A 26,912-nucleotide genomic window follows, 5' to 3' on the forward strand; every position below is an offset into this window, starting at 1 on the left:
TCATGCAATCGGACAGACGGCCGAGCGTGAGTGTCGTGACGGCGGTCCACGCGCCGTACGTACGCTTCCTGCCGGACGTCTGGGACTCCCTGCGGGCCCAGGACCTCACGTCGTGGGAGTGGCTGGTCCAACTCGACGGGCCGGGTGGGGGAGCGGTAGCCGAGGCACTGGCCTCCTGCGGCGCGGACCGCGACCCCCGGGTCCGCGCCGAGGCGCACGGCACCGCGGTCGGGCCCGGACCCACCCGCAACATCGCCCTCGCCCGCGCCGCCGCCCCGCTCGTCCAGAACGTCGACGCCGACGACCTCCTCGAACCCGGCGCCCTCACCACCCTCACCCGCGCCCTGGCCGCGCGACCGCACGCCGGTTACGCGGTGGGCCGCGCCCGCGACCTCCTGCCCGACGGCCGGCTCCGGGACCACCCGCTGCCCCTGAAGCCCGGCCCCGTGCCCCGTGGCACCCTCCCCGCCCACTGGCTGACGGCACCGCACGGCTACAGCCTCCCCGTCCACCCGGCGGGCATCCTGTGGCGGCGCGCCCTGCTCGTCGAACTCGGGGCGTGGACCGCTCTGCACGGCATGGAGGACACCGGTCTGCTGATGGCGGCGGGCGCCCGCGCCACCGGCGTACTCGTCGACGCGAACACCCTCCGCTACCGCAAGCACGCCGCCCAGGGCTCGGCGCAGCCCACGAATTTCATCGGGGCGGGGTCCCAGATTTCGTTGATACGGCAGCGGGTGGCGGTGCTCTCGGGGTTGCCCGAGTGGCGTGATCCGGAAATATCTGTGCCCGTGAAGTGAGAATTTGGCGGACCGCCCTGACAGGGATTCTGCCGCATTAGGTGAGAGCGAATTTTTCGGCGCCCGAGTGCCGCGGTGACGTGCTACTGTCGATCTCAGTTGCTGTTGTGGTTCCCAAAACTTCAAGCGTGCAAGCGCTTATGTATTTCCGGTCATTTCCGGGCGGGGTCATCACGACGACCCGGCCCCGCGCAGTGCGGGTGCCGAATGACTCCCAAAGGAGAAATGACATGGCTAACGGCACCGTCAAGTGGTTCAACGCGGAAAAGGGCTTCGGCTTCATCGAGCAGGATGGTGGCGGTCCTGACGTGTTCGCCCACTACTCGAACATCGCCGCTTCGGGCTTCCGCGAGCTCCAGGAGGGCCAGAAGGTCACCTTCGACATCGCGCAGGGCCAGAAGGGCCCGACGGCCGAGAACATCGTTCCGGCCTGACGCTGACACGCGCTGAGTAGCTGGGGCCCGCATCCTTCGGGGTGCGGGCCCCAGCTGCACGCATTTTCAGCGAAAACATCGGTCGGCCCCGAATTCGTTCCCACCGGTTCATACTCGTAATTGCCTGCGGCGTTCATGGCCGCCGCAATTCCTTGATATGTGCCACGTCAAGGAAGGCACCGTATGAACCGTATGAACCGCACGCGCCCGAATGCCCGCCGGTCCACCGCGCCGCGAGGTGAGTTCGCACTCCCCGTGACGACCACCCCCGCGCTGCCCGCCGTGACCGCGTTCGCCGATCTCGACATGCCCGAGCAGCTCCTCGCCGAGCTCGCCCGGCAGGGTGTGACGGCACCGTTCCCGATCCAGGGCGCGACGCTGCCGAACTCCCTCGCGGGCCGCGACGTCCTGGGCCGCGGCCGCACCGGATCCGGCAAGACCCTCGCCTTCGGCCTCGCCCTGCTCGCCCGCACTCGCGGCCGGCGCGCCGAGCCGCGCAGGCCGCTCGGGCTGATCCTCGTACCGACGCGTGAACTGGCCCAGCAGGTGACCGACGCGCTCACGCCGTACGCCCGCTCCGTCCAGGTGCGCCTGGCCACCGTCGTGGGCGGGATGTCCATCGGCCGGCAGGCCGGCGCGCTGCGGCGCGGAGCCGAGGTCGTCGTCGCGACCCCCGGCCGCCTCAAGGACCTCATCGACCGGGGCGAGTGCCGGCTGAGCGACGTGGCCGTCACGGTCCTCGACGAGGCCGACCAGATGGCCGACATGGGCTTCATGCCCCAGGTCACCGCGCTGCTCGACCAGGTCCGTCCGGAGGGCCAGCGGATGCTGTTCTCCGCCACGCTCGACCGCAACGTCGACCTGCTGGTGCGTCGCTACCTCAACGACCCCGTCGTGCACTCGGTCGACCCGTCGGCCGCCGCGGTCACGCGCATGGAACACCATGTCCTGCACGTCCACGGAGCCGACAAGCACGCCGCCACGACTCACATCGCGGCCCGTGAAGGCCGCGTGATCATGTTCCTGGACACCAAGCACGCGGTGGACCGGCTGACCCAGGACCTGCTCGGCAGCGGCGTCCGGGCGGCCGCGCTGCACGGCGGCAAGTCGCAGCCGCAGCGCACCCGCACGCTGGCGCAGTTCAAGTCCGGGCACGTCAGTGTCCTGGTGGCCACCAACGTCGCGGCGCGCGGCATCCACGTCGACAACCTCGACCTGGTTGTCAACGTCGACCCGCCGACCGACCACAAGGACTACCTCCACCGCGGTGGCCGTACCGCCCGCGCCGGAGAGGCCGGCAGCGTCGTCACCCTGGTCACGCCGAACCAGCGCCGCAGCATCGCGCGCCTGATGTCGGACGCCGGTATCAGGCCGCAGACCACCCAGGTCCGCTCCGGTGACGAGGCGCTGAGCCGGATCACCGGCGCGCAGGCCCCGTCCGGCATCCCCGTCGTCATCACCGCGCCGGTCGAGGAGCGCCCCGGCAGCGTTCCGCGGGCCGGGGCCGCCGCCGCCCGTCGGGCGCCGCCCGGCACGCGTCCGCGCGCGTGAACGCGGCCGCCTAGAGCGTGACCCGGATCCCTTTCCACTCCGTAGGAGGCACCTTTTGACGCTGGTTCAGGCGCAGTACCGACCGTCGAGCGCCGGTCCCCGACACAGGACACGGGTCGAGCCTCCGGAAGCCGTCGGACCGCAGGTCTGCGACGACATGAGCGTCGAGGTGGCGCTGGCCGTCATGCGCGCCGCCCGCACCGGCCGGCTGGTCGTCTGCGACCAGGACGACCAGCGCACCGGATTCGTCACCCGCAGCGGCCTCGTGGCCGTCCGTGACAGCTCCGCCTACACGGACCACGTGCGCCTGCGCGACGTCCTCGCCCTCTCCCGCCGAACCCGCTGAACTTCTCCCTGTGAGGTCCCATGCGCTGCGTCATCGCCCGCTTTCCCTTCGAGCTCACCAAGAACGGCGTGATGGAGTCGATGAAGGGCATCAAGCCCGAACCGGTCACCGGTGAGTCGGTGATCATCGGCCGCCGCCACTACCCGGTCAAGCAGGTCGGCCAGGTCATCACCCGCCAGGACCGCCGCGACTTCACCGCCGCCGAAGTCCTGCGGGCCATGGAACGGCTCGGCTTCACCTGCCGTGCCAGGGCCGGGGCCGAACCCGTCGCCGCCGTCGACCCGTTCCAGCGGGCGTCCGAACTGCTCGGAGCCCCCGCGGCCGCCTGAACCCGAGGAAACCAGTGTGGCCCCGCCCGGCGAACGCCGGGCGGGGCCACACTGCTGTGTTCAGCGGCTGCGGCGGTCAGCGGTCCGAATAGCTGAAGTCGCCCACGGTCCAGGCGCTGACGTCCTCGATCGCGACGCGGTACATCCCACCCGTCTCCGGGATGCCCACGGTGCCCTGAAGGATCCGGGCCACGTGGAAGTGGAGATGGGTCGGAGGTCCGTCCCGCTTGTCCAGCGCTTCGAACACGCCGGAGAACTCGCCCAGGTGGTCCGAGTCCGTCAGGACCTCGGAGACCCTTCGCCTCCACACTGCTTCGGGCGCCAGCCGGCCGGTGATGACGGCACCACAAGTGACCACGGTCAGGGACATCTGGTTGCTCTCCTCGGACTCCACCAGGGCGGCGACGTCAACGAGCAACTCGTCAGGCTTCGACATGGCCCCACTATATTTCGCCGCCGCCGGGCGGTCCGGCCCGTACCGATGCTCGGGGGTCGTACTCAAGATGGACTTCCTCTTCTTCGAACACGCGAAAATCTATGTCGGCCGGAGTAGACATTGGGTCGTGGGCTGGCTATGGTTTCTCTCGTAGCCGAGATCGACAAGATCGAGATGCGAGACGGTGCGGCGGTGGAGTTCTGAAGCCAGAGAAGGTGCAGGTCGGCGACGGGACTGACGGCCGGACCGGGTGGCCCGAGGTGAGAAGGGGCCGCCGGCAGCAAGTTGGTACGACAGAGGGAAAGAACGGAGGGATCGAACGCCATCAGGATCGCCCGGACGGAAGCAGTGAGTCCGGGTACCGCAGGACATCGATAGGCAGGTGGTCTCCGGTCACGCATCCGCGATCCCCGCACCCCCGGCAGAAACCGGGTCAGGTGTGCGGCAAGAATAGGTCGGCGCAGTACAAGAGCCGGCAGATGGTGTAGTAGTTCCTTCGGGGCCCTGGTGCCGGTACGGCGCCAGGGCCCCTCGACGCGTTTCACAGAGAAGGTGCAAATGACAGCAGAGGATTCGTTCGGCCGTCTCGACGACGACGACTACCCCGCCTACACCATGGGCAGGGCCGCCGAGATGCTCGGTACCACCCAGGGCTTCCTCCGGGCCATCGGCGAAGCCCGCCTCATCACCCCGCTGCGCTCGACCGGCGGACACCGGCGCTACTCCCGCTACCAGCTGCGCATCGCCGCGCGTGCCCGCGAGCTCGTCGACCAGGGCACCCCCATCGAGGCCGCCTGCCGCATCGTCATCCTCGAGGACCAGCTCGAAGAGGCTCAGCGGCTGAACGCCGAGTACCGCCGCGCCGGTGAAGCGGCCCGGCAGTCGGACGCGCCGTCCTAGAACGGCGCCACGGCGCACGGGCGCAGGACCATGATCGCGCCTTCCGGGGCCGCCACCATGGCGAAGGGGAATCGGTCGAGCTCCAGGCAGAGCGCGACGTCATCAGGGTGAACTCCTTGGCGTATTCCCTGCGCCAGCTCGGCGGCGGCGCGCGAGCGCGCGGCGCGAGCGAGGAACGCGGCCGCATCCGTCCCGGACCCTGCGGCCCTTCCCGCGATGTACTGGGCGCACGCCAGATCCTCGTCGGCGTGACCGTCCTCGCCGGTCACCACGTACGTGACGTCGTCGGCCGCGCGTTCCCGCAGGAGCCGGGCCGTCGCCTCCGCGACCACGAATCCGGCGCACAGCACGAGCGACGCGTCCTTGACCGCGAGTGCGCCGACCGTCCCGGCCGTGGTCTTCTGCACCACGGTCCGTCCCTTGAGGTCGGTGGAGCGCAGCAGACCCGGTGAGTTAACGGCGTCGAACCCGGGCGCGGGCGGACCGTCCTTGAGCGCCACCCACCGCGGATGCCGCGCCTTGAGCGCCAGCGCCTCGTCCAGCGACCCGGCGAGAACGATCTTCTCCGCGCCCTGCGCGAAGGCCCATGCCGCGACCGTGAAGGCCCGCATGACGTCGACGACGACCGCGACGGAAGGGGCTTCGGTCAGCTCGGCTGTCCCGAGGAAACGTGCGTCCATCGGGTGATGATCGCCTATGCCCCCGCGTGTCGCGGCTTCTTTTTCCGCCGTGCCCCGTGAGCCGCGACGCGCCGCCCGTCATGAGCCCTTCCCGGCGGGTCTCCCCGCGGCCGGTTCAGCGGGTGTGCTTGTGCGTGGTGCGATCGCGGCGGCGGCGCGCCGGGAACCGGCCACGGCCCCCGTCGCGATGATCGTGCCGGGGGCCGGCGGCGCCGACCGCGGGAGTGTCCCCCGCCGGTCGGGTCGGCGGGGGCCCGGCCGTCGGGCAGAGCGCGGGTGGAGGGGTGCAAGGCGTTCCTCTCGGCGTTCCGGACGGTGAGGCGGTGGATCACGTACGCGGCCACGGTGAGCAGGAGCAGGAAGGCGGCCGCGGTGAGTGCGGCGTCCATCCCGGTCACCACCCGGCGGCCGTGCGGACGGAGTGGGTGGAGGTGGCGCCGCCCTCGTACTCCCACGACTCCTGCGGGCTCTGCGGGCGGTCGCCCACGGTGGCGTCGCGCGCGGTCTCGGCGGCGATGAGATCGGTGGCGGTCAGCGGCGGCCCGTCCGGGTCGCAGGCCGCGCTCATGAGCCGGCGGGCGCTCGCCTCGTCCGTCTCGGGCGGGATCACCAGGAGGTCCCAGCGGCCGCTGCCGTAGGACAGCAACAGCAGCTTGTGCGGGTCGAGTTCAGGGGTGAACCAGCCGATCTTGAGCACATGGCCGTGGACCGCCACGCTGCGCGGGACGACCGGCCAGAGCATCGGGTTGACGGCGACGCGGGTGATGCGTCCCCACAGCGGATCGAGTTCGGCCGACAGGGCGGGGAGTTCGGCGGCGAGGTCGCGCGAGCGGGGCCACCAGGCGCCGTCGAGCAGGCCGCGGCCGGTCGGGGACTTCAGCGCCACACGGGCGGACGGTGGCGGCAGGGTGGTGAGGGTCGTGAGGGTGGGGGAGGGCGTGATGGTCGCGGTCATGATGCGAACCCGTCTTCGGCGCGGCGCGGTGGCCGCTTCCGATGCCAGCTGGTCACCGAGGACGAGACCCGCGTGGATGCCGGAGTACGAAATGCCCTTGGTAGCTCCAGCGTACTCCTGCGGGCCGGACCCCCGGCCTCCTCGGCCGGTTCTCTCGCGCGAACCCACGACCGCGGGTCATGGGTTCGCGCGAGACATTGAACACGCCCGTGCGAGAAGCCGGTTCGCGTGCCTGGTCAGCGGCGTGGGGCCGTCCGCTGTCCGCCTCGTCCGGGCGGCGGGCGCGGAGGTCCAGCCCGTTTACGGTCCGGCCGGAGTACGGTGGAGAAGGCGAGGACGTGTGAATGCCGGTGCCCGTTCGTCTCCGAGCACCCACTTTTCCCTCGCCGTCCACTCAGGGGCAGCCCCCGACCCCGGCCGCGCCATCCGCAACCAGGCCGAGGAGCTCCGCTCATGTCCCTGCTCTCCACTCCGCGTACCGCCACACCCCGGCCCGACGGGGACTACGACGGCACATCGCCCTTCCCTGAAGGAAGTTCGCCACCGCGGGACGGCGGTGCGCGTCTCGACGTGACGGTGACAGCCATGATCGTCGCGCTGCCGTTCCTGGCGCTCGGCGTCCTCGGATGGCTGCTGTGGGGGCGGTTGATCCACCCCAGCGACATCGTGCTCGGAGTCGCCCTCTACGCGATCACGGGGTTCGGCGTCACGGTCGGCTTCCACCGCGGTCTCACCCACGGCAGTTACCAGGCCGTCCGCCCCGTGCGCGTCGCGCTCGCGGTGGCGGGATCGATGAGTTTCCAGGGCGATGTCGTCAGCTGGGTCGCCACGCACCGCCGCCACCACGCGTTCACCGACCGCCCCGGAGACCCGCACTCCCCGTACCGCTACGGCACCCATCTGCGCGGCCAGTTGCGCGGCCTGCTGGACGCTCACGTCGGCTGGCTGTTCCGCAACGACCCGACACCGCCCGAGCGTTACGCCCCCGACCTGCTCGCCGACCCCGACATCCGCGCGATCTCCCGCGCCTTCCCGCTGCTGTGCCTGGTCACCCTCGCCCTGCCGTTCGGCCTGGGCTGGGCGATCGGCGGCAGCTGGCTCTACGGAGTAACCGGCCTGCTGTGGGCCGGACTTGTCCGGATCGCTCTGCTGCACCACGTCACCTGGAGCGTGAACTCGCTGTGCCACATGATTGGTGACCGCCCGTTCCGCACCCGACGGCACGACCGCGCCACCAACCTGTGGCCGCTCGCCCTGCTCTCCTTCGGCGAGAGCTGGCACAACCTCCACCACGCGGAGCCGACCAGCGCCCGGCACGGCGTGGGCCGCGGCCAGATCGACCCTTCGGCCGCCCTCATCCGTCTCCTCGAACGCCTCGGACTCGTGCACGACGTGCGCTGGCCGACGCCGGAACGCGTCGCCGCCCGCCGCCTCTGAACCGCCTTCCTCGGTCCCCTACGTCGGCGAACGTCCGTCATCAGCACCCGCAACCACACGCCCACGCACGACAGCCGGCAGGAGCCGCACTCATGACACTCGCACCGCAACCCCCGCTTTCCTCCCAGCCCCTGCTCCGGCTGCGGCTGGCACCCCAGGCCGGTGGGCCCCGCGCTATCGACGGGGCATGGTGGCCGCGCTCGTACGACCTGATGGCCGAACTCCCGCCGCTGCTCGCCGGGTTGCCCCGCGCCTGGGGGACCATCGCGGGCGTCCTGCTCAACGGCGCGCTGTGGTCGCCGACGCCGGGCCGGATGTTCGTCGCCGGACAGGTCGTCAGCCTGCACCGGAGCCTGGCCGCCACCGCCGCGCACACCGTCGTCCTCACGGCGCCGGGCCACGGGCGGTGGGACCTGATCGTCGTACCCCCGGATACGGCGGAGGAGGCCGCGGAGCCGATCATGGCGCGGGCCGCGGGCACGAGGGCGACCGCCGCCACGCGTGACGGGCGGGTGGGTGCTCGTCGTGACTCCGGCCCTGGTGCCCGCCGTCGCTCACGCGGCACGCCGGCGGGCGACCGGACGCATGGTGGGCCCGAGGGTGGGTAGATAGGTGCCCTACGTGCCCCGCGACCCCGGGTGCGGTCCAGAAAACGGCCGGACCCGCGACGCCGACACGCGCGGTTCCGGTACCGCGTCCCTCCGGACAGTCATCACCGGGGCACTCCCGCCGTTTCAGGAGTCGCAGGGGGCGTGGTGGGCGAGAGGACACTGAAGGGGAGCATGTCGTCTCGCCGGAGCGGTCCCCGGCGATGTTCTTCGGATTTCCGCCGGGGGCTTTTCCGTGGCGTCTACCGTGGCCCGTCGGAGCGCCACGTCCACACGAGCCGGCTGTGTGTCTTGTCCAGCAGGTGCCCCGCGGGCAGCTCGGTGTCAGGCGTTCCGGCGGGGTGGACTTCCAACGCGGGGTATCCGCGGCCCCGTTCGTGAACGTCCCAACGTACGACGGCTGCGGCGAGCCGATCGGCCAGGGCGGGCCCGGTCGGACCGAAGCCGTGAACCACGAACTCCGACCGGCGCTGGTCGGGCGTGGGTCCGTCCTGCACGAGGGTGTGGGTGAGGTGGGCGAGAGAGCCGTCGGCTGTGATCGCGGCGGCGTCCGAGCGCCGGGGCAGCGTGGTGATCCCGCTGTCCTGATCACGGTTACGGGTGAGTCGGCAGAAGCCGGGCAGTGTCGTGGCGAGGAACAGTTGCAGGGTCTCGAACGACTCGTCGCCGGCCACGGTCACGCCGGTCGCCGCTTCGTGGCGCGGGCCCGCGAGGGCCTCGTCGAGCCCGGCGGTGTCGGCGTGCACGCCGTCGGGGAAGCGCAGACGCAGTTCGCCGTCGCCGAGATCGACGGCAGGCACCACGCGGGCAGTGGGCCCTCGGTCGCGGACGAACCCGCAGAACGTGAAGCCGGTCGCACGCAGCACCTGGCCGTGCTTCCGGAAGGCGATGGAACGGGTGTAGCCGTGGACCTCCAGGCGGGCGGGACCCGCGCGGCTAGGGCATCTCGATGGGGCACCGAACCGGACCAGAACGTCCCGCGGGGCGCCGAGCCTCATTCATCGATCGCCACGAAGCTCCTCGCCCCAGTCACCACCGCGGAGCATGCGATCAGCAGTACCGCCACGAAGGGGCGAGGCTCTCCGTGCCAGCACCGCGGATCGGCCAGCGTGGCCGGCCGGTCGGCCGGCGAACCGATCGCACGGTGCTGACGGGTGGGCGACTTAACCTTGCGAACGGTGGCAGTCTGACGACACATCGAAGCTCCGTTGGGTGCAGGCGACTTGAAAAGGTCACCTCCGCAACGGAGCTTCGATACGTGTGGTCGCGCGCCCATCGACCATCGTCACGCTGCTGTGACCTGCGCACTCACAAGATCCCCAGGACTTTGCAATCGCCCTGGCCTCCGGGATACGCCCCCTCCCTGGCCGGAGCACCCCAAAGCGAACAAAGAGGCCAGGGTGCAAAACATCATGACATCACGACTACCTGAAATCACTCGGGTCTCCGTGTACGGGTAGTTTCAAAGTGCACTCACCTACTGGCAATGAGGTATCAAAGGGCTCGCAAGAGTAAGCAAAGGGCCTTCCTGTGATCTGTGCACACGTGGCAAGCTCCCGTCATCAGCACAGCTCTCCAAAGAAACCCAACGGCGGGTTCGCGTCGTAGGTTTTCGCTGCGTGGTGAACGGGAGTCATTCATGCCGAGCCCTTGGCGCCGCCATAGCGACGCACCATTGTCTCATCCGCAGGCGGTTATCGAGACGGCACTCCCACTCAGGGGGTTGGGTCGGGTTCCGCAGGTCATCGAGGGTGACCTGTCACTCTTGACCTACGTGGATGCGACAAAGTCGTACGACTATCGACGTGTTCGCGCGGACGGGACGGTCCTATGGCATCAGGCCTACCCCTCTGGCGGGTACGCGTCTGCGGCCTACAATAGTGGCACTAATTCCCTCTGTGGACCGTCCGGTTACTTCGGTTACGTCGAAATTGATTGGGAAACCGGCGATCTCATCAGGCGCTATTACCTTGAGCGTCGAGTTCGCGCTACACCCGTACCCGTGGATTCCGGTTTCATGGCTACAGCAGGAAACCGGATCTACCGACTCTCTCAGGACAGCGGGGTCCGCCACGGCGAGCAGGAAAGGCACGTGTTCTTCGGTCACGCGGTGACCCACGACGGCCTGTTCATCACGGCCGGGGTCGAGCGTGACGGCACTGACACGTTCACGATCGTCGCGGCGTTCGATACGAACACCCTCGAGCAGGTATGGCACACGCGGCTTGCCGAGGCCGTCATGCCCAGCTGTGACACCAGCGGGCTGGTCCTTCATGGCGGGACCGTCTACATCAACTTGCCGGGCCCCATGTCCGCGGCAGTGGATGCGAGGACGGGATCGCTGGTGTGGCGGAGCGAGCTCCCGACGGACGCGAGCAGGCCGTCCATCGTGTGCCGAAGTCGCCCCACCATCGAAACCGTGACTGATAGCAGCCCGAACCTGCTGGTCACCAGCCTGCAGGGCGAAGTGTTCAGCCTCGACGCGCTGTCCGGGGCCCTCAACTGGACGTCAGTCCCGGATGTAAGCGCCGGTATCTGGTCCCCGGCCATCGCAATCGGCGACGACATCGTTGTCCACAGCGGTGTGTTCCTCTTTGGTCTCGCACCGCGGACCGGCGAGTCACGTTGGTGCACGCCGGTCGGCTTCGACGCGTACACGATGCCGGTCGAAGTGGACGGACGGATCGTCCTGTGTGGCGGCGACCCGCCGAACGACGGCTACCTGGCCGTCATCAACCCCAGCTGCAAGACGCCGCCGCCCCAGGTGACCACGGCCTATCAGCAGGGCGAATCGCGGGACGTGCTGTCCATCGTGTTCAGCCCCTCCGCTTCATCCCAGAAGATCGATGTCACCGTCGACCTGCGGATGTTCGGACGCTCCGCCCACGAGAAACTGCACCCCGACCTGACCGGACGCCTGGAATGGCGGGGAGACGTCCTGCCGACCAAGCGATTGGGCGAAAGCGTCGTCTACGCCACCGTCCACACGGCCGGGCAGGACACCATCCTGCCGATCTACATCGATGCTGGCGCTCGTACGCATCCGTCCGAACCCAGCGCCTTGGCGATGGACACGGACGAAATGCCCGGGACACAGGAACGGCGCACCGATTCCGGAGGCCTCGTCGTATCCGCGGTCGCCCGCCGCCACGGTCACGACCTCGATCCTGACGAGATCGAGAACGCGGCTGCGTGGATGAGGGACGAAGGCATCAGCCCGCACTTCATCTGGCGTTCGGGAGCCGAGCGCATTCTTATGGCCTCTCAGCTGCCCCTGCCCGAGTCGCAGGGGCGCTCCATAGACACCCAGGAGATAGAGCGCGTTCTGTCCGCCTGGGAAAAGGACCAGGTCAGCAACTGACTGCTGCTTGGTCACTCAACAAGAGAACGAGGTGTACATGCTCGTCACTGACGGCTACAACGAAACCTCGGGTGTGGCTGGTGCCGGTTTGCTGGCCGGCAACTACTACGACCCCTACCCGCCGCGCTACATCGCCAACGCCAAGGAACTTCTGGCTCAGGGCCTGCCGATGATCGTGCGTCAGCACCCTGGCGTGCGCTACCCGATGCCCGACCAGGAGCTCTTCGAGCGGGTCGACGCGGAAGGTCACATCGTCGCCCGTGTCGGCTACGACCACGCAGCAGGTATGAGCATCCTGGCCGATCCGTGGGCGAAGAAGGAGTGGGGCGGCGACTACGGCGCCCTGTGCCAGGACCGCGAGGAGGACGACTCCGGTCTGATCAACATGAACTCCTCCTGCGACTACTCGTGCTTCGGCGTGCCGCTGCCGACCAAGCTGACGGTCAGCCAGCAGTCGGAGAGCACTGCGACCGTCCGGCTCGACGTCACATTCAAGATGCCGCACACCATGACTTCCACGGTGTCCAGCATCGAGAACCTGACGGTGAGCATCGCCCTTCCCAACGGGATGGAACTCGTCGGGGAGCAGCGCCAGAGCCTTGGCGTCGTCACGCCGGGCGAGACGCGCACCGTCGAGTGGACCGTCCGTGAGACGGCCGATGTCGATGGAGAGATCCGCGTTGCTGCCGTGGGCTTGGCCAACGGTACGCAGCCGTATCACTTCACCGATGTCATTGGTGGCCAGGCGCGCCTGGCCGTCCGCTCGCACCAGCGCGAGCACAGTGCTGCCGCAGCCTAGGGCTTCGGCAAGTGCATCCGGACCGACCAGTTTGACGATGTCTTCTGATCGGAACGGCTGGTGAAGCGGCCGCAGCGGAGAACCCGTAACGTTCTCCGCTGCGGCCCAGCAAAGACAGGGATTCTCATGGGAAAACGCCGCAGTCTGTCGCTGTTCTGGGCAGGATACGCCGCCTCCCAGATAGGCACCGCGGCATGGCGGCTCGCACTGCCGTGGGTCGCTTTGGTGCAGACCAGCAGCGTGTGGTCTTTGGTGGCCGTATCACTGGCGACGATCGTTCCGGAGCTTGTATTTGGTCCCCTAGGCGGAACGCTGGCCGATCGGCTGCCGCGCCTGCCGACCTTGATGACCATGGACGCGGGCCGCATGGTTCTCTATGGGATCACTTGTCTCCTCGTTATCGGGTCGGGGGACCATTCCTCGGCGATCACCTACGGGCTCACTGCGGTCCAGGCCCTGGATGCCAGTGTCGGGATCCTGTACACCTCCACGCGTACGGCAGTGTTGCGCGAGCTCTCCACTCACGCTGATGTGCCGCTCAAGAGCCTTCTGGGCAAGGACCGTGCTGTCCGCAACACCGCCGACATCGTCGGAACCGGCGCGGGCGGTGCCATGGTGGCCGCTACCTCAATGTCGGTTGTGCTGGGAGTGAATGCCGCTTCCTTCCTGCTGGCCCTCATCGGACTCAGTTTGGTCTGGTCACTGTTCCCTCGCGAGGCCCGGTGGGTTCGGCCTGCCACAAAAGCGCGCGATGGGAAGTCCTTCACCTGGGAAGGAGCACGTATCGCCAAGCACCAGCCGCTTGTCCGTGACGCACTCAGCAGGCAATTGGTCCTCAACCTTCCCATGCCTGTCATCACCCTCGGCTTTCCGCTCATTCTCGAGGCCAGAGGCGCCTCAGCCACGATGCTCGGACTCACCTGGGCCGCCTTTTCCCTAGGGTCCCTGGGCATGTCGCTCTACACCGGGCGGCGAAAGGATGAGTCGATGGGAAATCGCCCCCGCCGGGGCTGGCTGATCACCGCCGGGGCCACCTTCCTCTTGGCCGCCGCCCTAACGCTTCCGACACCCTGCATGCCTGTCCTCCTTGTCGTCCTGGGTGTCCTGTTCACGCGCACGCTGCTGGATGCCAACCTTCAATGGCAGACCCGGCTCGATTCGCAAGTCACCGGACGAGTCGCCGCTTTGGCCTCCGTGCTCGCCAGAGTCGCGGCCGTCTTGTCAACGGTGGCCGTCGCAGCCGTCGCCTCCTGGGGGCACAAGAGCGCAGGACTTCCCTCAACAGCACTCGCCATAACGGTCATCGCGCTGGGCTTCCTCATGGCCGCGCCCTGCGGCGACACGGCATCGGCAGGGGCAGAACCCGCTCCGACACCACCGGCACGAACTGTCGGCACCCGCTGAATACCTTGCGAAAGGAGTGCCTGGATGCACCTCTACAGTCTCACGTCGTCCAAAGTGATCGACGAAAAGATCCACGTACTTCGAGAACTGGACCTCGCGCCCGCCGTCGTCTTCCACTCTGGCGACAGCGTCGACGACATCACAACAACTCTTAAATACGCGAAGGAGTTTGACCCACCTACGATCGCCCACCTCCCCTTCCGTGACATCCAACTCGACGAAGATGTCCCGGACCGGCGTGCAAGTGTGGACAAGCTCGTAGGGGCAGGACTGCAAGCAGCCCGAGCTGGCGCGTCCCGACTGCTGCTGCACTCCTTCCTCCCCTATCAGGCCACCCGGGCCCCGTCCCAGGTCCTCGATGCCATGGCAGAAGTGGCACATCGGCTCCACCCCCACGCTGAGATCATCGTCGAGAACACCTTCGAGACGCGTCCTGGCCCGTTCGCCGCGCTACTCGAACACATCGATGCTCAGGCAGCCCTGGACATCCCCAGACTCGTCTGGCGCGGTTCGACCCCCTCACAGTGGTGGGACGCGGTCGGCCACCGCGTCGTCGCCCTTCATGCGTACGGCAGCCAAGGAGAGGACCATCACGGTCCTCTCACAGCAGCGGACACGGCCTGGTTGCGCCAAGCCTCCGACTACACCAGCGGGGTAGACGTCCTCCTCGACGTACCGCGAGACGAGCTTGCGCCAAGCAAGTCGGCTGTCCTGGACGTTCTGAAGCAGTGACTACGGACAACGACCGGCGAGTCGAGTCCAACCGCACGCTGTGGAACGAGTGGGCTGCCCGCCACGGTGACAAAGCCATGGCCGCGACGGTGAAGCGGCTCCAGCCCGTCGGATCCACCACGCTCCGCGACTTCGAGGTCGAAGACATCGGAGACGTAGCCCAAGCCCGCTTGCTGCATCTGCAGTGCATGTTCGGTGCAGACACCATCAGTTGGAGCCGCCAAGGGGCACGCGCAACCGGTCTCGACTTCTCTGAGGAAGCCATCCACGTAGCCCGTCGCATAGCCGAGCGACTGGATGATCCCACGCAGTTTCACTGCGCAGAGATCGAGGAATTCGAAGCATCGCACGCAGGGAGCTTTGACGTCGTATATGCCTCGCGGGGTGTTGTGCGCTGGTTGCCCGACCTGAACCAATGGTTCAGCCACGTAGCTCGCTTGCTGAAACCCGGCGGCCTCTTCCATCTGAACGACACCCACCCAATCCTCAAGACGCTACGTGAAGACGCACTTGAGCCCACACCCACGTACGCCTACTTCTCGACAAGCAGCCCAAGTCGCATCCCGGTGCCGCGGGCCGGCTCGAACGGGCAGGCCGCGAAGTATCTTTGGACACATGATCTAGGTGCCATTGTCACTGCTGCGGCAGGTGCTGGGCTGACCGTATCCCGGCTATGCGAATACCCCTGGACCGAACGCGAACTTCCTTTCCTGCAAAGGGGTGTGCCAGCCTATCGCTGGAGACTAAAAAATGGCGAACTCCCTCTACATTTCTCCTTTAAGGCCGTGAGGCCGAGATATGAAACCGCTTCGGCTTAATGCGCTCCCGGAATTCTTCATTGCCGCTGGTCAACGGCTTGAGTGTGAGGAGTGACAGTGCGTGGCGGTGAAGAACATCTGGATGCGGGGGATCAGGCTGTCCGGGGCGAGGTGGTCCAGGGTGTGGACCAGTCGGAGGTCCGTGGGGGCTACGGTGAGGCCGGTCTCCTCGGCGTACTCGCGGACCAGGCACGCGAGCGTGGACTCGCCGGGCTCGCGGTGACCGGTCGGCAGATGCCCGTACGAGGACGAGGTGCGCGCCGACGATGCTGCGGTCCTGGTGCGCGGCCGGTGCCGGTTCGGTGATCTGGAGGACGGCGGGCAGACCGGTCGTGTCGAGGCGGGGGCGCGGATCACGGCGGTGCTCGTCGAGGATCGCCAGGGTGCTGGGGCACATCGTCATCTCGGCGGTCTCCTCGACGGACGTCCAGCGCAGTTGGACGCCTTCGCGGAGTGCGATCTCGTCGGCGCTCTCCCCGGGTTCGAGGCGGCCGCCGAGCAGGCACCAGTGGCCGGCCCGCCAGATCGGTCTGTTGGCCGCGCGCAGGTGCAGGAGGTACTCGCCGGCGCCGTTGACGAGGAGGGCGGCGGTGCCGTCCGTGGGGCGTACGGGCGCGGGGGCGGTGTCGGAAAGGGGCACGGTGCTCCTTCGTGGTCCGGTCAGGCGGATTCGGTGGCCGGGGGGCGGGTCGGGCGGGGCAGGGTCGTGCCGTACTGCGCGGCCTGGACGCGGAACATGGACGCGTACTGACGGTCGGCCGCGACGAGTTCGTCATGGGTGCCGTGCTCGACGACGCGGCCCTTGTTGAGGACGTAGATGTGATCCGCCCAGCGCACCCCGGACATGCGGTGGGTCACCAGCACCACGGCGCGGTGGGGAGAGGCCAGTTCGCGGATGCGGTCGAAGGCGCGGATCTCGGCCTCGGGGTCGAGGGCCGAGGTCGGCTCGTCGACGATCAGGACGCTGTCCGCGACGGAGGTCTCGGTGCGCCGGTGCGAGCGCGCCAGGCCCACCTTCTGCCACTCGCCGCCGGACAGTTCGGTCGCGCCCCGGAACATGCGGGCCAGCAGGGTGTTGAGCCCGTCGGGCAGTTTCGCGAGCACCGGGGCGACTCCGGCGAACCGAACCGACCGGTCCAACTCGCCCTCGGTGACTGGGTGTTCGGGGCGGCCGATGCGGATGTTCATCGCGGCCGTCATGGGCCATCGCTGGAAGTCCTGGGTCAGCTGTCCGACCCGTTCGAAGAGCTGGAAGCGGTCCAGCCCGGTGACGGGGCAGCCGCCCCAGGAGACCGATCCGGTGCTGGGGACGAGAAGGCCGCTGATGATCTTCACGAGGGTGGACTTGCCCGCGCCGTTGTCACCGACCACGGCTGTCACGCTGCCCATGGGCAGGGTCAACGACACCTCGTGCAGGGCGGGTTCGTCCCGGTCGGGGTAGCGGTAGCCGACCCGGTCCAGGGCGATCGCGTCGACGCGCTCCGGCGGTGCCGCGCCGCCCCGGGGGATGGCGCGCCGGGCCGCCTCGACCAGGAAACGCTCGTGGTCCTGGACGTACAGCGACTCCTCGTGGAGGTCGTTGACGGTCATCACCAGGGAGCCGAGGCTGGCCGAGCCCGAGCGGATGGCGAACACCGCGGTACCGGCGACGGCCAGGCTCATCCGCCCGCCCGTGATCAGCCAGAACATCACCGCGTAGGTCGCCGCCGTGGCGAGGCCGGACAGCGCGGTCGCCAGGAGTTCCGTCGCGGCCTTGCCGTTGGCCAGCCGCTGCTGCTCCTCCTCCGCGTTCTCGGCCATGTCCCGGTAGCGGGCGAGCAGATAGGGGCCCACGCCGTGCAGCCTCACCTCCTGGGCCGCGCTCCGCTCGGTCAGCAGATTGCCGATGAGGCGACTGGCCCGCAGGTGCTCGACCCAGTTCAGTACGGACACGTAGCGGCGCTGCGCGACCCGCATCGCGCCCCAGCCCCGGGGCGCCACGATCAGCAGCAGCATCGGGATGAGGGCCCAGTGGAGCACCAGCAGGATGCCCGCGGTCGAGACGAGCCCGATCGCGCTGTTCAGCCCCGCGACGCAGGTGGAGATCATGCGGCGGGCGTAGGTGGGGCCGTAGTAGGCGACGTCGAGCAGCCGCCGGAAGGCCGGGTCCTCGATCGCCTCCAGCTCGACCGCCTGCGCCGCGTCCAGGTACTCCGTCGTGGCGATCCGCTCGACGAGCGGCTCCAGACGGCCCGCGCGCGAGGTCGACCAGCTCGCCAGGGCCGAGTTGACCACGGCGGCGCCCGCGCCGACGGCCAGCGCCGGCAGGGCCGTGCGGACCCGGTCGGCCGGGGTCCCCGTGCCCAGCAGGGCGTGCATGACGGCGTTCAGGACGAGGAGGTTCACCGCGGTGACGATCCCCTGCCCGATCTCGCAGAAGCCGACGCTCACCAGGGCGCCCCGGTCGGCCCGCCAAGCGCGCCGCAGCGTGCCCCACACCTGGCGGGGCGTGGAGCGCAGGGCGGTCCACAGCGTCAACTCCAGCCGGGCGTGCTCGTGTTCGGTCCATCCCATGTCGTAGCGCAGCGGCCCTCCGAACAGCTCCTGCTCGGAGGCGGAGACCTTGGGCTCGGCCACTCGCGGACGGCGCAGGATCCTCATGCCGTGCCTCCCGCCCGGATCACGGCGTACAGGGTCCCTTCGACGAAGTGCCGGAGCACTCCGCGGGTGTACGGGTGGCAGTCGTCGGGCGGGTCGCCCGGCTCGGCCCACAGCAGTTCCGCGTGCTTCTCGGGCTCCATGTTGGCCGGGGTCCCCGCCCAGCGGCGGGTCACCCAGGCCGTCCCGAGGCGCCGGGTCCCGTCCGCGGCGACGAACTGGAACAGTCCGCAGAACTCCGCGTCCGCCGGATCGATCCTGATCCCCAGCTCCTCCTCGGCCTCCCGGATCGCCCCGTCCAGCGGGGACTCGCCCTCCTCCAGGTGCCCGCCCACGACGGTGAGCCGCCCCGCCGCGTACCGGCCCTCCGCCCGGCGCAGCAGCGGCATCCGTCCGTCCTCGCGGTACGGGAGCATGAGCACGTCGACGATGCTCGAGTAACGGTCGCTCACGCCGGCGCCCCCTCGGACGCCTCGCGGAGGTGTCGAGGAGCCCCGGTCCCGGGAGGTCCGAGGTGCACGGGCCCGGGATGTTCGAGCGTGGTGTGCGCGCCGACGGTCATGACGTGGCGGGGCATGGGGCCTCCTCGGTGTGCGTGCTGCTCGGACAGGTGCTCGGAACAACGGGCCGTCGGGCCATTCGTTCGGGGCACGGGAGGGGTATTTCTTGGAACGCATGTGCTGTTCTGGTGGTTTGCCCAGATACTCCCGCGTGCGCCGGGAAAGCGGGTCGCGCGCGCGTCACGCGTGTGGGGGGCGACGGCGCTGCCGGACCGTGTCGGAGGTTGCGGCCGCGCCGGATGATGGGCCGTCAGGCCGGGAGCAAAGGCCCTGAGGCCCACCCCGACGAGGTGACGGTCAGTGACGGATGAGAGGCTCGGGAGGGTGAGTGAGACACCGAAGAACACCCTCCAATACCGCTTTGACGGACCGGACGACGCTCCTGTCCTGATCCTGGGTCCCTCACTGGGCACCACCTGGCACATGTGGGACCGGCAGATACCCGAGCTGACCCAGCAGTGGCGGGTGTTCCGTTACGACCTTCCCGGGCACGGTGGCGCCCCCGCCCACCCGGCGGGTTCCGTCGCGGAGCTCGCGGACCGGCTGCTCGCCACGCTCGACGAGGTCGGCGTGCAGCGGTTCGGGTACGCGGGCTGCTCGCTGGCCGGCGCGATCGGTGCCGAGCTGGCGCTGCGCCACCCGCACCGCGTCGCCTCCCTGGCGCTCATCGCGGCCTCGCCCCGCTTCGGCACGGCCGACGAGTTCCGCCAGCGCGGCGTCATCGTGCGCAGCAACGGACTCGACCCCATCGCCCGTACGTCCCCGGAGCGCTGGTTCACCCAGGGCTTCGCGACGGCGCAGCCCGCCATCACCGACTGGGCCGTGCAGATGGTCCGTACGACGGACCCCGGCTGCTACATCGCCGCCTGCGAGGCGCTCGCCGCCTTCGACGTCCGTGCCGAGCTCGGCGCCATCGGCGTCCCCACGCTCGTGCTCGTCGGCTCCGAGGACCAGGTCACCGGACCGGCCGAGGCCCGCACCCTGGTCGCGGGCATCCCGGACGCGCGCCTCGCCGTCGTCCCCGGCGCCTCCCACCTGGCCCCGGTCGAGCAGCCCGCGGCCGTCACCGACCTCCTCGTACGCCACTTCTCCACGGCCTGGCTGCCCGGGTACGAGACCGGGCAGCACGCCATCCAGGCCGCCCCGGTCAAGCCGGTCCTCGCGCCGTCGCCGGTGCCGCTCGCGCCCCGCGCGGAGATCGCCGCGGCCGTCGTCCAGCCCGAGGCCGCCGGCCGCCCCGACCCGCACGACGTGGGTCTGAAGGTGCGTCGCGAGGTCCTCGGCGACGCGCACGTGGACCGGGCCCTGGCCACGGCCGACGACTTCTCCGGCGACTTCCAGCAGCTCATCACGCGCTACGCCTGGGGCGAGGTCTGGTCGCGTCCCGGCCTGGACCGCCGGATGCGCTCCTGCGTGACGCTGACCGCCCTGGTCGCGGGCGGCCACCTCGACGAGCTGGCCTTCCACACCCGGGCCGCCCTGCGCAACGGCCTCACGGCGGCCGAGATCAAGGAGATCCTGCTCCAGAGCGCCGTCTACTGCGGGGTCCCCGCCGCCAACTCGGCGTTCAAGGTCGCCCAGCAGGTGATCCGTGAGGAGACGACGCCGCAGGAGTAGGCGCAGGATGGGTCGTATGAAGTTCACGAAGAAGACCCATGCCTGTGTCCGCCTGGAGAAGGAAGGACAGACGCTCGTCATCGACCCGGGCGGGTTCTCGGAGGAGGACGCGGCGCTCGGCGCCGACGCCGTCCTCGTGACGCACGAGCACCCCGACCACTTCGACGAGGCACGACTGCGCGCCGGGATGGAAGCCCGTCCCGGCGCACAGATCTGGACGCTGAAAGCGGTGGCGGAGAAGATCTCGGCGGCGTTCCCCGGCCGTGTCCACACGGTCGGTCACGGTGACACGTTCACGGCCGCGGGCTTCGACGTGCAGGTCCACGGCGAGCTGCACGCCGTCATCCACCCGGACATCCCGCGCATCACGAACGTCGGCTATCTCATCGACGGCGGGGCCGTCTTCCACCCCGGCGACGCCCTGACCGTCCCCGACCACCCGGTCGAGACGCTGATGCTGCCGGTCATGGCGCCGTGGAACAAGATCTCCGAGGTCATCGAGTACGTACGCGAGGTGAAGCCGCGGCGCGCGTACGACATCCACGACGCGCTCCTGACCGACCTCGCGCGGCCGATCTACGACAACCAGATCGGCGCGCTCGGCGGCACCGAGCACCTGCGACTGACCCCGGGCGCCTCCGCGCGGTTGTGAACTACCGTCGCTGGGCGAGGAGTTCGAGGACGTCCTCGGTCGTGCCCTGTTCGGCGATGCGCGGGAAGATCTTGCCGAAGCTGTGCGCGTGCGACGCGGCGTCCGTGTCGGTCGTCGCGTCCTCGACCACCAGCAGGTGGTAGCTCAGCTCGAAGGCGGAGCGCGCGGTCGACTCGACCCCGATCGACGACGAGATGCCGCCGAGCACGATCTGGGTGACTCCGCGGCGGCGCAGTTGCAGATCCAGCTCGGTGCCGGTGAACGCGCCCCAGTGCCGCTTGGTGATCACGATGTCGTCGCCCAGCGGGCCCAGCTCGTCGGGGAACGCGGAGAACTCCGGCGGCGGTGCCTGCGTCAGGCCCGGCGCGGCGGACCGGCTGACCGGCAGGTCGCCGCCGTCGGGCGACCAGGCGACCTTCACGCGGACGACAGGCAGGTCCTGGGCGCGGAACGCGTCGGCGAGCCGCGCGGCGTTCTTCAGGACGTCCGCGGAGGGGTGCACGGTCGGCAGGCCGAGGATGCCGTTCTGGAGGTCGATGAGGACGAGGGCGGGGCGCTCGTCGAGGGCGCGGGGGGCGCTGGCGCTGGGGGTGCTCATATTCGGCAGGTTACCTGCCTAACAGGCAAACTTGCAAGGTTGCCTGTCTATATCCGATCCGGGTCCGGGCCGTTGTCGTACCCGGCCGGTAGGTTGTGGAGCATGCGCATTGCTACCTGGAACGTGAACTCGATCACCGCGCGCCTGCCGCGCCTCCTTGCCTGGCTGGAGAGCAGCGGCACGGACGTGCTGTGCGTGCAGGAGACCAAGTGCTCGGCCGAGCAGTTCCCCACGGACGCGCTGCGCGAGCTCGGCTACGAGTCGGCGGTGAACGCGAACGGCAGGTGGAACGGGGTGGCACTGCTCTCCCGCGTCGGCCTGGACGACATCGTCAAGGGCCTGCCCGGCGACCCCGGCTACGACGGCGCCGAGGAGCCCCGCGCGGTCTCCGCGACCTGCGGCCCGGTCCGCGTCTGGTCGGTCTACGTGCCGAACGGGCGGGAGGTGGACCACCCGCACTACGCGTACAAGCTCCAGTGGTTCGAGGCGCTGAAGGCGGCGGCCGCGGGCGACGCGGCGGGCGCGCGCCCGTTCGCGATCATGGGCGACTACAACGTGGCACCGACGGACGACGACGTCTGGGACATCGCCCAGTTCGACGGCGCCACGCACGTGACCCCCGCCGAGCGCGCCGCGCTGGCCTCGCTGCGCGAGACGGGCCTGAGCGATGTCGTGCCGCGGCCCTTGAAGTACGACCACCCCTTCACGTACTGGGACTACCGCGCCCTCGGCTTCCCGAAGAACAAGGGCATGCGGATCGACCTGGTCTACGGGAACCCGGCATTCGCGGGAGCGGTCAAGGACGCGTACGTCGACCGCGAGGAGCGCAAGGGCAAGGGGGCGTCGGATCACGCGCCCGTGGTGGTGGATCTGGACGTGTAGTCGCGGCTGCGGCGCCGTGGGGGGCTGGTCGCGCGGTTCCCCGCGCCCCTGAAAGCTTGCGGCTTCGCCGCTCAGCCTTCATCGGGGAAATGCGACGCGAAGCGTCTGCATTTCAGGGGCGCGGGGAACTGCGCGACCAGCCCCCACTCACCCGCAGACCAACTACGGCTCCAGAACGCGCAGGTCCACCGATTCCGCCAGCGCCCTCAGCCCCGCATCCCCAGGATGCAAGTGATCCCCGCTGTCGAACTCCGCGCGTATCCGCGAGGGGTGCGCGGGGTCCCGCACCACCGCGTCGAAGTCCAGCACCCCGTCGAACCCCGAGTCCGGGCCGCGCACGAACGCGTTCACCGCGACCCGCTCCGCGTCGGCGGCAGCCGTGCACAGCGCCTCGCCCTCGCACGGGGTGATCGTCGTCCCGACGACCCGCAGCCCCCGCGCGTGCGCCCGCGCCACGATCTCCCGCAGCCCCGCCACGACCTGCTCGGCGCTCGCGCCCCATCGCACGTCGTTGACGCCCTGGAACACCACGACCGTACGGGCCGACGTCTGGGCCAGCACGTCCCGGTCCAGTCGGTGCAGTGCGCTCACGCCGCCCGTGTCCGTGGAGATCCCGTCGCCCACGTACCGGTCGGTGGCGACCTTGTTCGCCGAGATGCCCTGGTTCAGGACCCCGTAGCGCGGCACCCGGGACTGCGCGAGGAGCCGTGTCGCGAGCACGTTCGGCCAGCGGTGGTTGGCGTCCTGGGTCGACTTCACGCCGTCCGTGATGGAGTCGCCGAGCAGCACCACCGAACCGGGCCCGCCGCCGACGTCGACACCGGTCAGCAGCGGCCAGTACGAGATCGTCGACGTGTACGCCGTGCCCGCCGCCTCACCTGCGTGGTCCCCGGGCCCGCTCACGTACGAGCGCTGGATGGCCTGGCTGTGCACGGGCGCCGCGGCAACAGGGTCCGGCAGATGGAAGCTCACCAGGAGATCGGCGTCCGCGGGGACGTCGAAGTCCACCGGATCGCTGAACGCCTGCGTTCCCGCCGGGAGTTCGGTCCCCGTCGCGCCCCGGAACGTCAGCGGCACCGGCGTGCCGCGCGCCCCGGCCCCCGACTCCCGCACCGCGACCGACGCGCCGCCGATCCGCACGGGCGTCGAGGCGAAGGTGTTGTCGAGCCGGACGCGCACCCGGGGTCCGCCCGTGCTCGTGTGCACGACGAGCCGCACCGTGCGGTCCACCCATGGGCCCACCGTCGGGTATCCGGCCGTGGACGCCGACCACGTTCCCGTCCAGCCCGTGGTGCGCGCCCGCACCGACAGCGCGAACACGTGCAGCGCGGCGCCGCCCGCCGTCGCCTCCGGCAGTTCCACGGAGGTGATCTGACGGCCCGTCCGCACCGGCACCGTCACCACGTACAGCTTGGTCTTCTCCGTGAGTTGGCCGTCCGGGGTGTTCCGGTGGGGCAGCGCGACCGCCTTCGTCGCGAGCGGACCGGTCCGCCAGTCGGGCGCGGTCAGCGTGTACGCGGACCGGGAGCCGTCCGCGTACCGCACCGTGCCCGCCCCGCCGGCGTCGCCGCCCGTGCCCGCCACCAGGAAGGCGAGGGCGTCGCCGCGCCCGCTGACCCGGACCCGCTGCCCGTCCGCCGTCACGTTGTCGGCGCCGCCGCCGGCCGATCGCGGCCACGTCAGGCGCGCCCGCTCAACTCCCAGACCGCGACCGGGAGTCCACCCCGCGGCCGTCAGATCCTGCGCGGACAGCGAACCGCCCGTGCCGTCGAAGTCCGCTTCGCCCGGCGCTCGGTCGTCGCTGACCGCCCGGTTGTCGAAGAGCCGCTGCAGAGGGAGCGGCTCGGATCCGCCGGGGGCGGCCTGCGCCGTGCCCACCGGCGCGAGACCCGCGCAGACGGCCAGTAGGACGGCGGTTGTTCCCCAGGTACGTCGGCGCAAGACCGGCTCCCTCCATCGTGTGACCGGTGAGACAGGTGCGCCATGAACGTAGGGAGGGGGCGGGAACGCGTCAATGAGCCGCGTATGAAGCGGGCGCGAACTCGCCGCGAACCCGAGCCGCAACGTGGCCCGCGCGCCTGTGGTGCGCGACCCGGCACGGATGCCAGTCTGTGCGGTATGAAGATCCCTTTCGTGGCTAATTGGCGCAAGAAGCACAGCCCCGCCTTCGGTATCGGCGTGTTCGGCGCGGACGGCGACGCGGGCGACGGCAGCGACGGGGGCCTCGCCGAACTCCTCTCCGAATGCGAGCTGTTGCGCTCCCAGGCCGAGGCGGCCGGAGTCGAACTCGACGACTCCGTAGGGTCGTTGGAGGCGCTCGACCAACTCGTGCCGCGCTGGCGGGAGGACGAGGAGGTGCTGCACTGGCTCGGCAACGACGCGGGGCTGTACCTCGGCACCGTCCTGGTGCACCAGGTGCCGGGCGCGTCCTGGGTGATCTGGCCCAACGGGCAGCCGGTCGTACGGCTCGCCTCCGGCCGTGAGATCGACGTCGTGGAGACCGGCCACGCCTGGGCCGCGAGCGGCGCCCCCGAACTCTCCCAGTTCTACGCGGAGGCCGCGGAATCGTAGGCCCGTACCCCGTAACGCAGTTGAGCCGCAAATACGGTTAATGCCCATAAGTGCGTGTCGTCAGTTAAGTCCCATATCGGCGTGGATAGTTTGCGCGGACCGACACAGCTGAGAGTGGGCAGGGACTGCCATGGCCGTCGATCCGTTGATCGAGCTGCGTGACGTGAACAAGTACTACGGGGAGCTGCATGTCCTCCAGGACATCGACCTCACCGTCGGCAAGGGGGAGGTGGTGGTGGTCATCGGCCCTTCGGGGTCGGGCAAATCGACGCTCTGCCGGACGATCAACCGACTGGAGACGATCGAGTCCGGGTCCATCCGGCTCGACGGACAGCCGCTGCCCGAGGAGGGCAAGGCCCTCGCCCAGCTGAGGGCCGAAGTGGGCATGGTCTTCCAGTCCTTCAACCTCTTCGCGCACAAGACGGTCCTCCAGAACGTCTCGCTGGCCCAGGTGAAGGTCAGGAAGCGCAAGAAGGACGAGGCCGACAAGCGCTCCCGCGAACTCCTCGACCGGGTCGGACTCGCCGCCCACGCCGACAAGTTCCCCGCGCAGATGTCCGGCGGTCAGCAGCAGCGCGTGGCCATCGCCCGCGCCCTCGCCATGGACCCCAAGGCCCTGCTCTTCGACGAGCCGACCTCGGCGCTCGACCCCGAGATGATCAACGAGGTCCTCGAGGTCATGCAGCAACTCGCCCGGGACGGCATGACGATGGTGGTGGTCACCCACGAGATGGGGTTCGCCCGCACCGCCGCCGACCGCGTCGTCTTCATGGCGGACGGGAAGATCGTCGAGGACCGCGCCCCCGAGGAGTTCTTCACGCACCCCGAGAGCGAGCGCGCCCGGGACTTCCTCTCCAAGATCCTCAAGCACTGACGGGGGAGTGGAGCACCTGATGATCGCCAAGTCGCTGCGGCTGCTCGCCGCGCTCCTCGTGACGGCCGCCGCCGCCACCGCCTGCGGCAAGGAGGGCTCCCCTCCCGTCAAGGGACCGTCCGCCGCCGAACTGCCCAAGTACCCGATCGCGCAAGGGTTCTCGCTGCCCGACTCCGCGACGTGGAAGAAGGCGAAGAAGCGCGGCCACTTCGTCGTCGGCGCCAAGGAGGACCAGCCGTACCTCGGCGAGAAGAACCCCGCCAACGGCGTCTACTCGGGCTTCGACATCGAGATCGCCAAGATGGTCTCCGCCTCCCTCGGCCTCGACCCGAAGAAGATCGCCTTCAAGACGATCGCCTCCGCGAACCGCGAGACCGCCCTCCAGAACGGGCAGATCGACTACTACGTCGGCACGTACACCATCAACGACAACCGCAAGAAGCTCGTCGGCTTCGGCGGCCCCTACTACATGGCCGGCCAGTCGCTGCTCGTGCGCAGCGACGAGGAAGACATCCACGGCCCGGACGACCTCGCCGGCCGGCGCGTCTGCTCGGCGGCGGGTTCGACCCCGTACCAGCGCATCCAGGCCGACTACCCGAAGGCCGAACTCGTCGCGTACGACACGTACTCGATCTGTGTCGACAACCTGCTGACCTACCAGGTCGACGCGGTCACCACCGACGACGCGATCCTGCTCGGCTACGCGGCCAAGGTGCCCGACGAGCTGAAGCTGGTCGGCAAGCCGTTCTCGCAGGAGCCCTACGGCGTCGGCGTCCCCAGGAGCGACGACGCGCTGCGGTTCGCCGTCGACGACGCGCTCCGGCAGCGCGAGGACGACGGGGACTGGCACAAGGCCTACGACGCGACGCTCGGCCTGTCCGGCGTGCCCGCCCCGAAGCCGCCCGCCATCGACCGCTACCCGGCGAACTGA

General features: G+C 69.5%; 27 protein-coding genes and 2 pseudogenes. 19 read left to right on the plus strand and 10 right to left on the minus strand.

Going from position 1 to position 26,912, the window contains the following annotated elements:
* The first annotated feature begins 2 nt into the window (after positions 1-2).
* The 5 genes and pseudogenes from V2W30_RS32045 (at position 3) to V2W30_RS32065 (ending at position 3,460) form a co-directional block, all read left to right on the plus strand.
* Complete coding sequence (locus tag V2W30_RS32045; RefSeq protein ID WP_338701991.1) at positions 3-800, plus strand: glycosyltransferase family 2 protein; 798 nt, start codon at positions 3-5, stop codon at positions 798-800.
* Positions 801-1,030: 230 nt separating this feature from the next.
* Positions 1,031-1,234 carry a cold-shock protein gene (locus V2W30_RS32050; RefSeq protein ID WP_338701992.1) on the plus strand — a complete coding sequence of 68 codons (204 nt, stop codon included), beginning with the start codon at positions 1,031-1,033 and terminating at the stop codon, positions 1,232-1,234.
* Between the two features lie 192 nt (positions 1,235-1,426).
* A pseudogene (locus V2W30_RS32055) lies at positions 1,427-2,799 on the plus strand (DEAD/DEAH box helicase).
* Between the two features lie 143 nt (positions 2,800-2,942).
* Positions 2,943-3,131, plus strand: coding sequence for a hypothetical protein (locus V2W30_RS32060; protein WP_338701993.1), 189 nt, complete (start codon positions 2,943-2,945; stop codon positions 3,129-3,131).
* A gap of 20 nt (positions 3,132-3,151) precedes the next feature.
* The gene (locus V2W30_RS32065; RefSeq protein WP_338701994.1) at positions 3,152-3,460 is read left to right on the plus strand and encodes an SCO5918 family protein; all 309 of its coding nucleotides are present in this window, start codon (positions 3,152-3,154) and stop codon (positions 3,458-3,460) included.
* A gap of 76 nt (positions 3,461-3,536) precedes the next feature.
* On the opposite strand, the gene V2W30_RS32070 is transcribed toward V2W30_RS32065, so the two are convergent.
* The gene (locus V2W30_RS32070; RefSeq protein ID WP_338701995.1) at positions 3,537-3,896 is read right to left on the minus strand and encodes a hypothetical protein; all 360 of its coding nucleotides are present in this window, start codon (positions 3,894-3,896) and stop codon (positions 3,537-3,539) included.
* Between the two features lie 558 nt (positions 3,897-4,454).
* Here V2W30_RS32070 and V2W30_RS32075 point away from each other — a divergent pair.
* Positions 4,455-4,796 carry a MerR family transcriptional regulator gene (locus tag V2W30_RS32075; protein ID WP_338701996.1) on the plus strand — a complete coding sequence of 114 codons (342 nt, stop codon included), beginning with the start codon at positions 4,455-4,457 and terminating at the stop codon, positions 4,794-4,796.
* Here the strand turns inward: V2W30_RS32075 and V2W30_RS32080 are convergent.
* Positions 4,793-5,476, minus strand: a complete 684-nt coding sequence (locus V2W30_RS32080; RefSeq protein WP_338701997.1) for a 2-phosphosulfolactate phosphatase — start codon at positions 5,474-5,476, stop codon at positions 4,793-4,795. The genes V2W30_RS32075 and V2W30_RS32080 overlap by 4 nt on opposite strands.
* A 394-nt stretch (positions 5,477-5,870) precedes the next feature.
* Positions 5,871-6,431, minus strand: a complete 561-nt coding sequence (locus V2W30_RS32085) for a DUF5994 family protein (RefSeq protein ID WP_338701998.1) — start codon at positions 6,429-6,431, stop codon at positions 5,871-5,873.
* Between the two features lie 453 nt (positions 6,432-6,884).
* Between V2W30_RS32085 and V2W30_RS32090 the strand changes: the two genes are divergently transcribed.
* Positions 6,885-7,868, plus strand: coding sequence for an acyl-CoA desaturase (locus V2W30_RS32090; RefSeq protein WP_338701999.1), 984 nt, complete (start codon positions 6,885-6,887; stop codon positions 7,866-7,868).
* Positions 7,869-7,960: 92 nt separating this feature from the next.
* Positions 7,961-8,476, plus strand: coding sequence for a DUF5994 family protein (locus tag V2W30_RS32095; protein ID WP_338702000.1), 516 nt, complete (start codon positions 7,961-7,963; stop codon positions 8,474-8,476).
* Between the two features lie 242 nt (positions 8,477-8,718).
* On the opposite strand, the gene V2W30_RS32100 is transcribed toward V2W30_RS32095, so the two are convergent.
* Positions 8,719-9,279 (minus strand): hypothetical protein, encoded by a 561-nt coding sequence (locus tag V2W30_RS32100; protein WP_338702001.1) that lies wholly within the window; start codon positions 9,277-9,279, stop codon positions 8,719-8,721.
* Between the two features lie 836 nt (positions 9,280-10,115).
* Between V2W30_RS32100 and V2W30_RS32105 the strand changes: the two genes are divergently transcribed.
* From V2W30_RS32105 to V2W30_RS32125, 5 genes are all read left to right on the plus strand, one after another.
* Entirely contained in the window at positions 10,116-11,837 is a 1,722-nt protein-coding gene (locus V2W30_RS32105; protein ID WP_338702002.1) for a PQQ-binding-like beta-propeller repeat protein, read from the plus strand.
* Positions 11,838-11,874: 37 nt separating this feature from the next.
* Complete coding sequence (locus tag V2W30_RS32110; RefSeq protein ID WP_338702003.1) at positions 11,875-12,636, plus strand: hypothetical protein; 762 nt, start codon at positions 11,875-11,877, stop codon at positions 12,634-12,636.
* 126 nt (positions 12,637-12,762) lie between these two features.
* Positions 12,763-14,040, plus strand: a complete 1,278-nt coding sequence (locus V2W30_RS32115; RefSeq protein ID WP_338702004.1) for an MFS transporter — start codon at positions 12,763-12,765, stop codon at positions 14,038-14,040.
* A 24-nt stretch (positions 14,041-14,064) separates the two neighbouring features.
* Complete coding sequence (locus V2W30_RS32120) at positions 14,065-14,772, plus strand: hypothetical protein (protein ID WP_338702005.1); 708 nt, start codon at positions 14,065-14,067, stop codon at positions 14,770-14,772.
* Positions 14,769-15,590, plus strand: a complete 822-nt coding sequence (locus V2W30_RS32125) for a class I SAM-dependent methyltransferase (protein ID WP_338702006.1) — start codon at positions 14,769-14,771, stop codon at positions 15,588-15,590. Before V2W30_RS32120 ends, V2W30_RS32125 begins: the two co-directional genes overlap by 4 nt.
* Positions 15,591-15,620: 30 nt before the next feature.
* Here the strand turns inward: V2W30_RS32125 and V2W30_RS32130 are convergent, their stop codons facing one another.
* The 4 genes and pseudogenes from V2W30_RS32130 to V2W30_RS32140 all read right to left on the minus strand — a co-directional run bounded on the left by V2W30_RS32130 (position 15,621) and on the right by V2W30_RS32140 (position 18,679).
* Positions 15,621-15,947, minus strand: coding sequence for an NUDIX domain-containing protein (locus tag V2W30_RS32130; RefSeq protein ID WP_338702007.1), 327 nt, complete (start codon positions 15,945-15,947; stop codon positions 15,621-15,623).
* A 148-nt stretch (positions 15,948-16,095) separates the two neighbouring features.
* Positions 16,096-16,230: pseudogene (locus V2W30_RS41710) on the minus strand (NUDIX hydrolase); the annotation flags it as partial.
* 20 nt (positions 16,231-16,250) lie between these two features.
* Positions 16,251-18,230 carry an ABC transporter ATP-binding protein gene (locus V2W30_RS32135; protein ID WP_338702008.1) on the minus strand — a complete coding sequence of 660 codons (1,980 nt, stop codon included), beginning with the start codon at positions 18,228-18,230 and terminating at the stop codon, positions 16,251-16,253.
* Positions 18,227-18,679, minus strand: a complete 453-nt coding sequence (locus V2W30_RS32140) for an NUDIX domain-containing protein (protein ID WP_338702009.1) — start codon at positions 18,677-18,679, stop codon at positions 18,227-18,229. Before V2W30_RS32140 ends, V2W30_RS32135 begins: the two co-directional genes overlap by 4 nt.
* A 432-nt stretch (positions 18,680-19,111) precedes the next feature.
* On the opposite strand from V2W30_RS32140, the gene pcaC reads away from it, so the two are divergent.
* Positions 19,112-20,404, plus strand: a complete 1,293-nt coding sequence (pcaC, locus tag V2W30_RS32145) for a 4-carboxymuconolactone decarboxylase (RefSeq protein WP_338702010.1) — start codon at positions 19,112-19,114, stop codon at positions 20,402-20,404.
* A 16-nt stretch (positions 20,405-20,420) separates the two neighbouring features.
* Positions 20,421-21,056 carry an MBL fold metallo-hydrolase gene (locus V2W30_RS32150; RefSeq protein WP_338702011.1) on the plus strand — a complete coding sequence of 212 codons (636 nt, stop codon included), beginning with the start codon at positions 20,421-20,423 and terminating at the stop codon, positions 21,054-21,056.
* 1 nt (position 21,057) lies between these two features.
* Here the strand turns inward: V2W30_RS32150 and V2W30_RS32155 are convergent, their stop codons facing one another.
* On the minus strand, positions 21,058-21,654 hold the full coding sequence (locus V2W30_RS32155) for an isochorismatase family protein (protein WP_338702012.1): 597 nt from the start codon (positions 21,652-21,654) through the stop codon (positions 21,058-21,060).
* 102 nt (positions 21,655-21,756) lie between these two features.
* Between V2W30_RS32155 and V2W30_RS32160 the strand changes: the two genes are divergently transcribed.
* Positions 21,757-22,536, plus strand: a complete 780-nt coding sequence (locus V2W30_RS32160; RefSeq protein WP_338702013.1) for an exodeoxyribonuclease III — start codon at positions 21,757-21,759, stop codon at positions 22,534-22,536.
* Positions 22,537-22,698: 162 nt separating this feature from the next.
* On the opposite strand, the gene V2W30_RS32165 is transcribed toward V2W30_RS32160, so the two are convergent.
* The gene (locus V2W30_RS32165; RefSeq protein WP_338702014.1) at positions 22,699-24,477 is read right to left on the minus strand and encodes an SGNH/GDSL hydrolase family protein; all 1,779 of its coding nucleotides are present in this window, start codon (positions 24,475-24,477) and stop codon (positions 22,699-22,701) included.
* A gap of 177 nt (positions 24,478-24,654) precedes the next feature.
* Here V2W30_RS32165 and V2W30_RS32170 point away from each other — a divergent pair, with 177 nt between their 5' ends.
* The 3 genes from V2W30_RS32170 (at position 24,655) to V2W30_RS32180 (ending at position 26,912) form a co-directional block, all read left to right on the plus strand.
* Positions 24,655-25,107, plus strand: coding sequence for a DUF6278 family protein (locus V2W30_RS32170; protein ID WP_338702015.1), 453 nt, complete (start codon positions 24,655-24,657; stop codon positions 25,105-25,107).
* A 130-nt stretch (positions 25,108-25,237) separates the two neighbouring features.
* Positions 25,238-25,981 carry an amino acid ABC transporter ATP-binding protein gene (locus tag V2W30_RS32175; RefSeq protein ID WP_338702016.1) on the plus strand — a complete coding sequence of 248 codons (744 nt, stop codon included), beginning with the start codon at positions 25,238-25,240 and terminating at the stop codon, positions 25,979-25,981.
* Between the two features lie 19 nt (positions 25,982-26,000).
* Positions 26,001-26,912: a glutamate ABC transporter substrate-binding protein gene (locus tag V2W30_RS32180; protein WP_338702017.1), complete on the plus strand. Its 912-nt coding sequence runs from the start codon at positions 26,001-26,003 to the stop codon at positions 26,910-26,912.

The sequence above is a fragment of the Streptomyces sp. Q6 genome (assembly GCF_036967205.1).
Classification (GTDB): Bacteria; Actinomycetota; Actinomycetes; order Streptomycetales; family Streptomycetaceae; genus Streptomyces; species Streptomyces citrinus.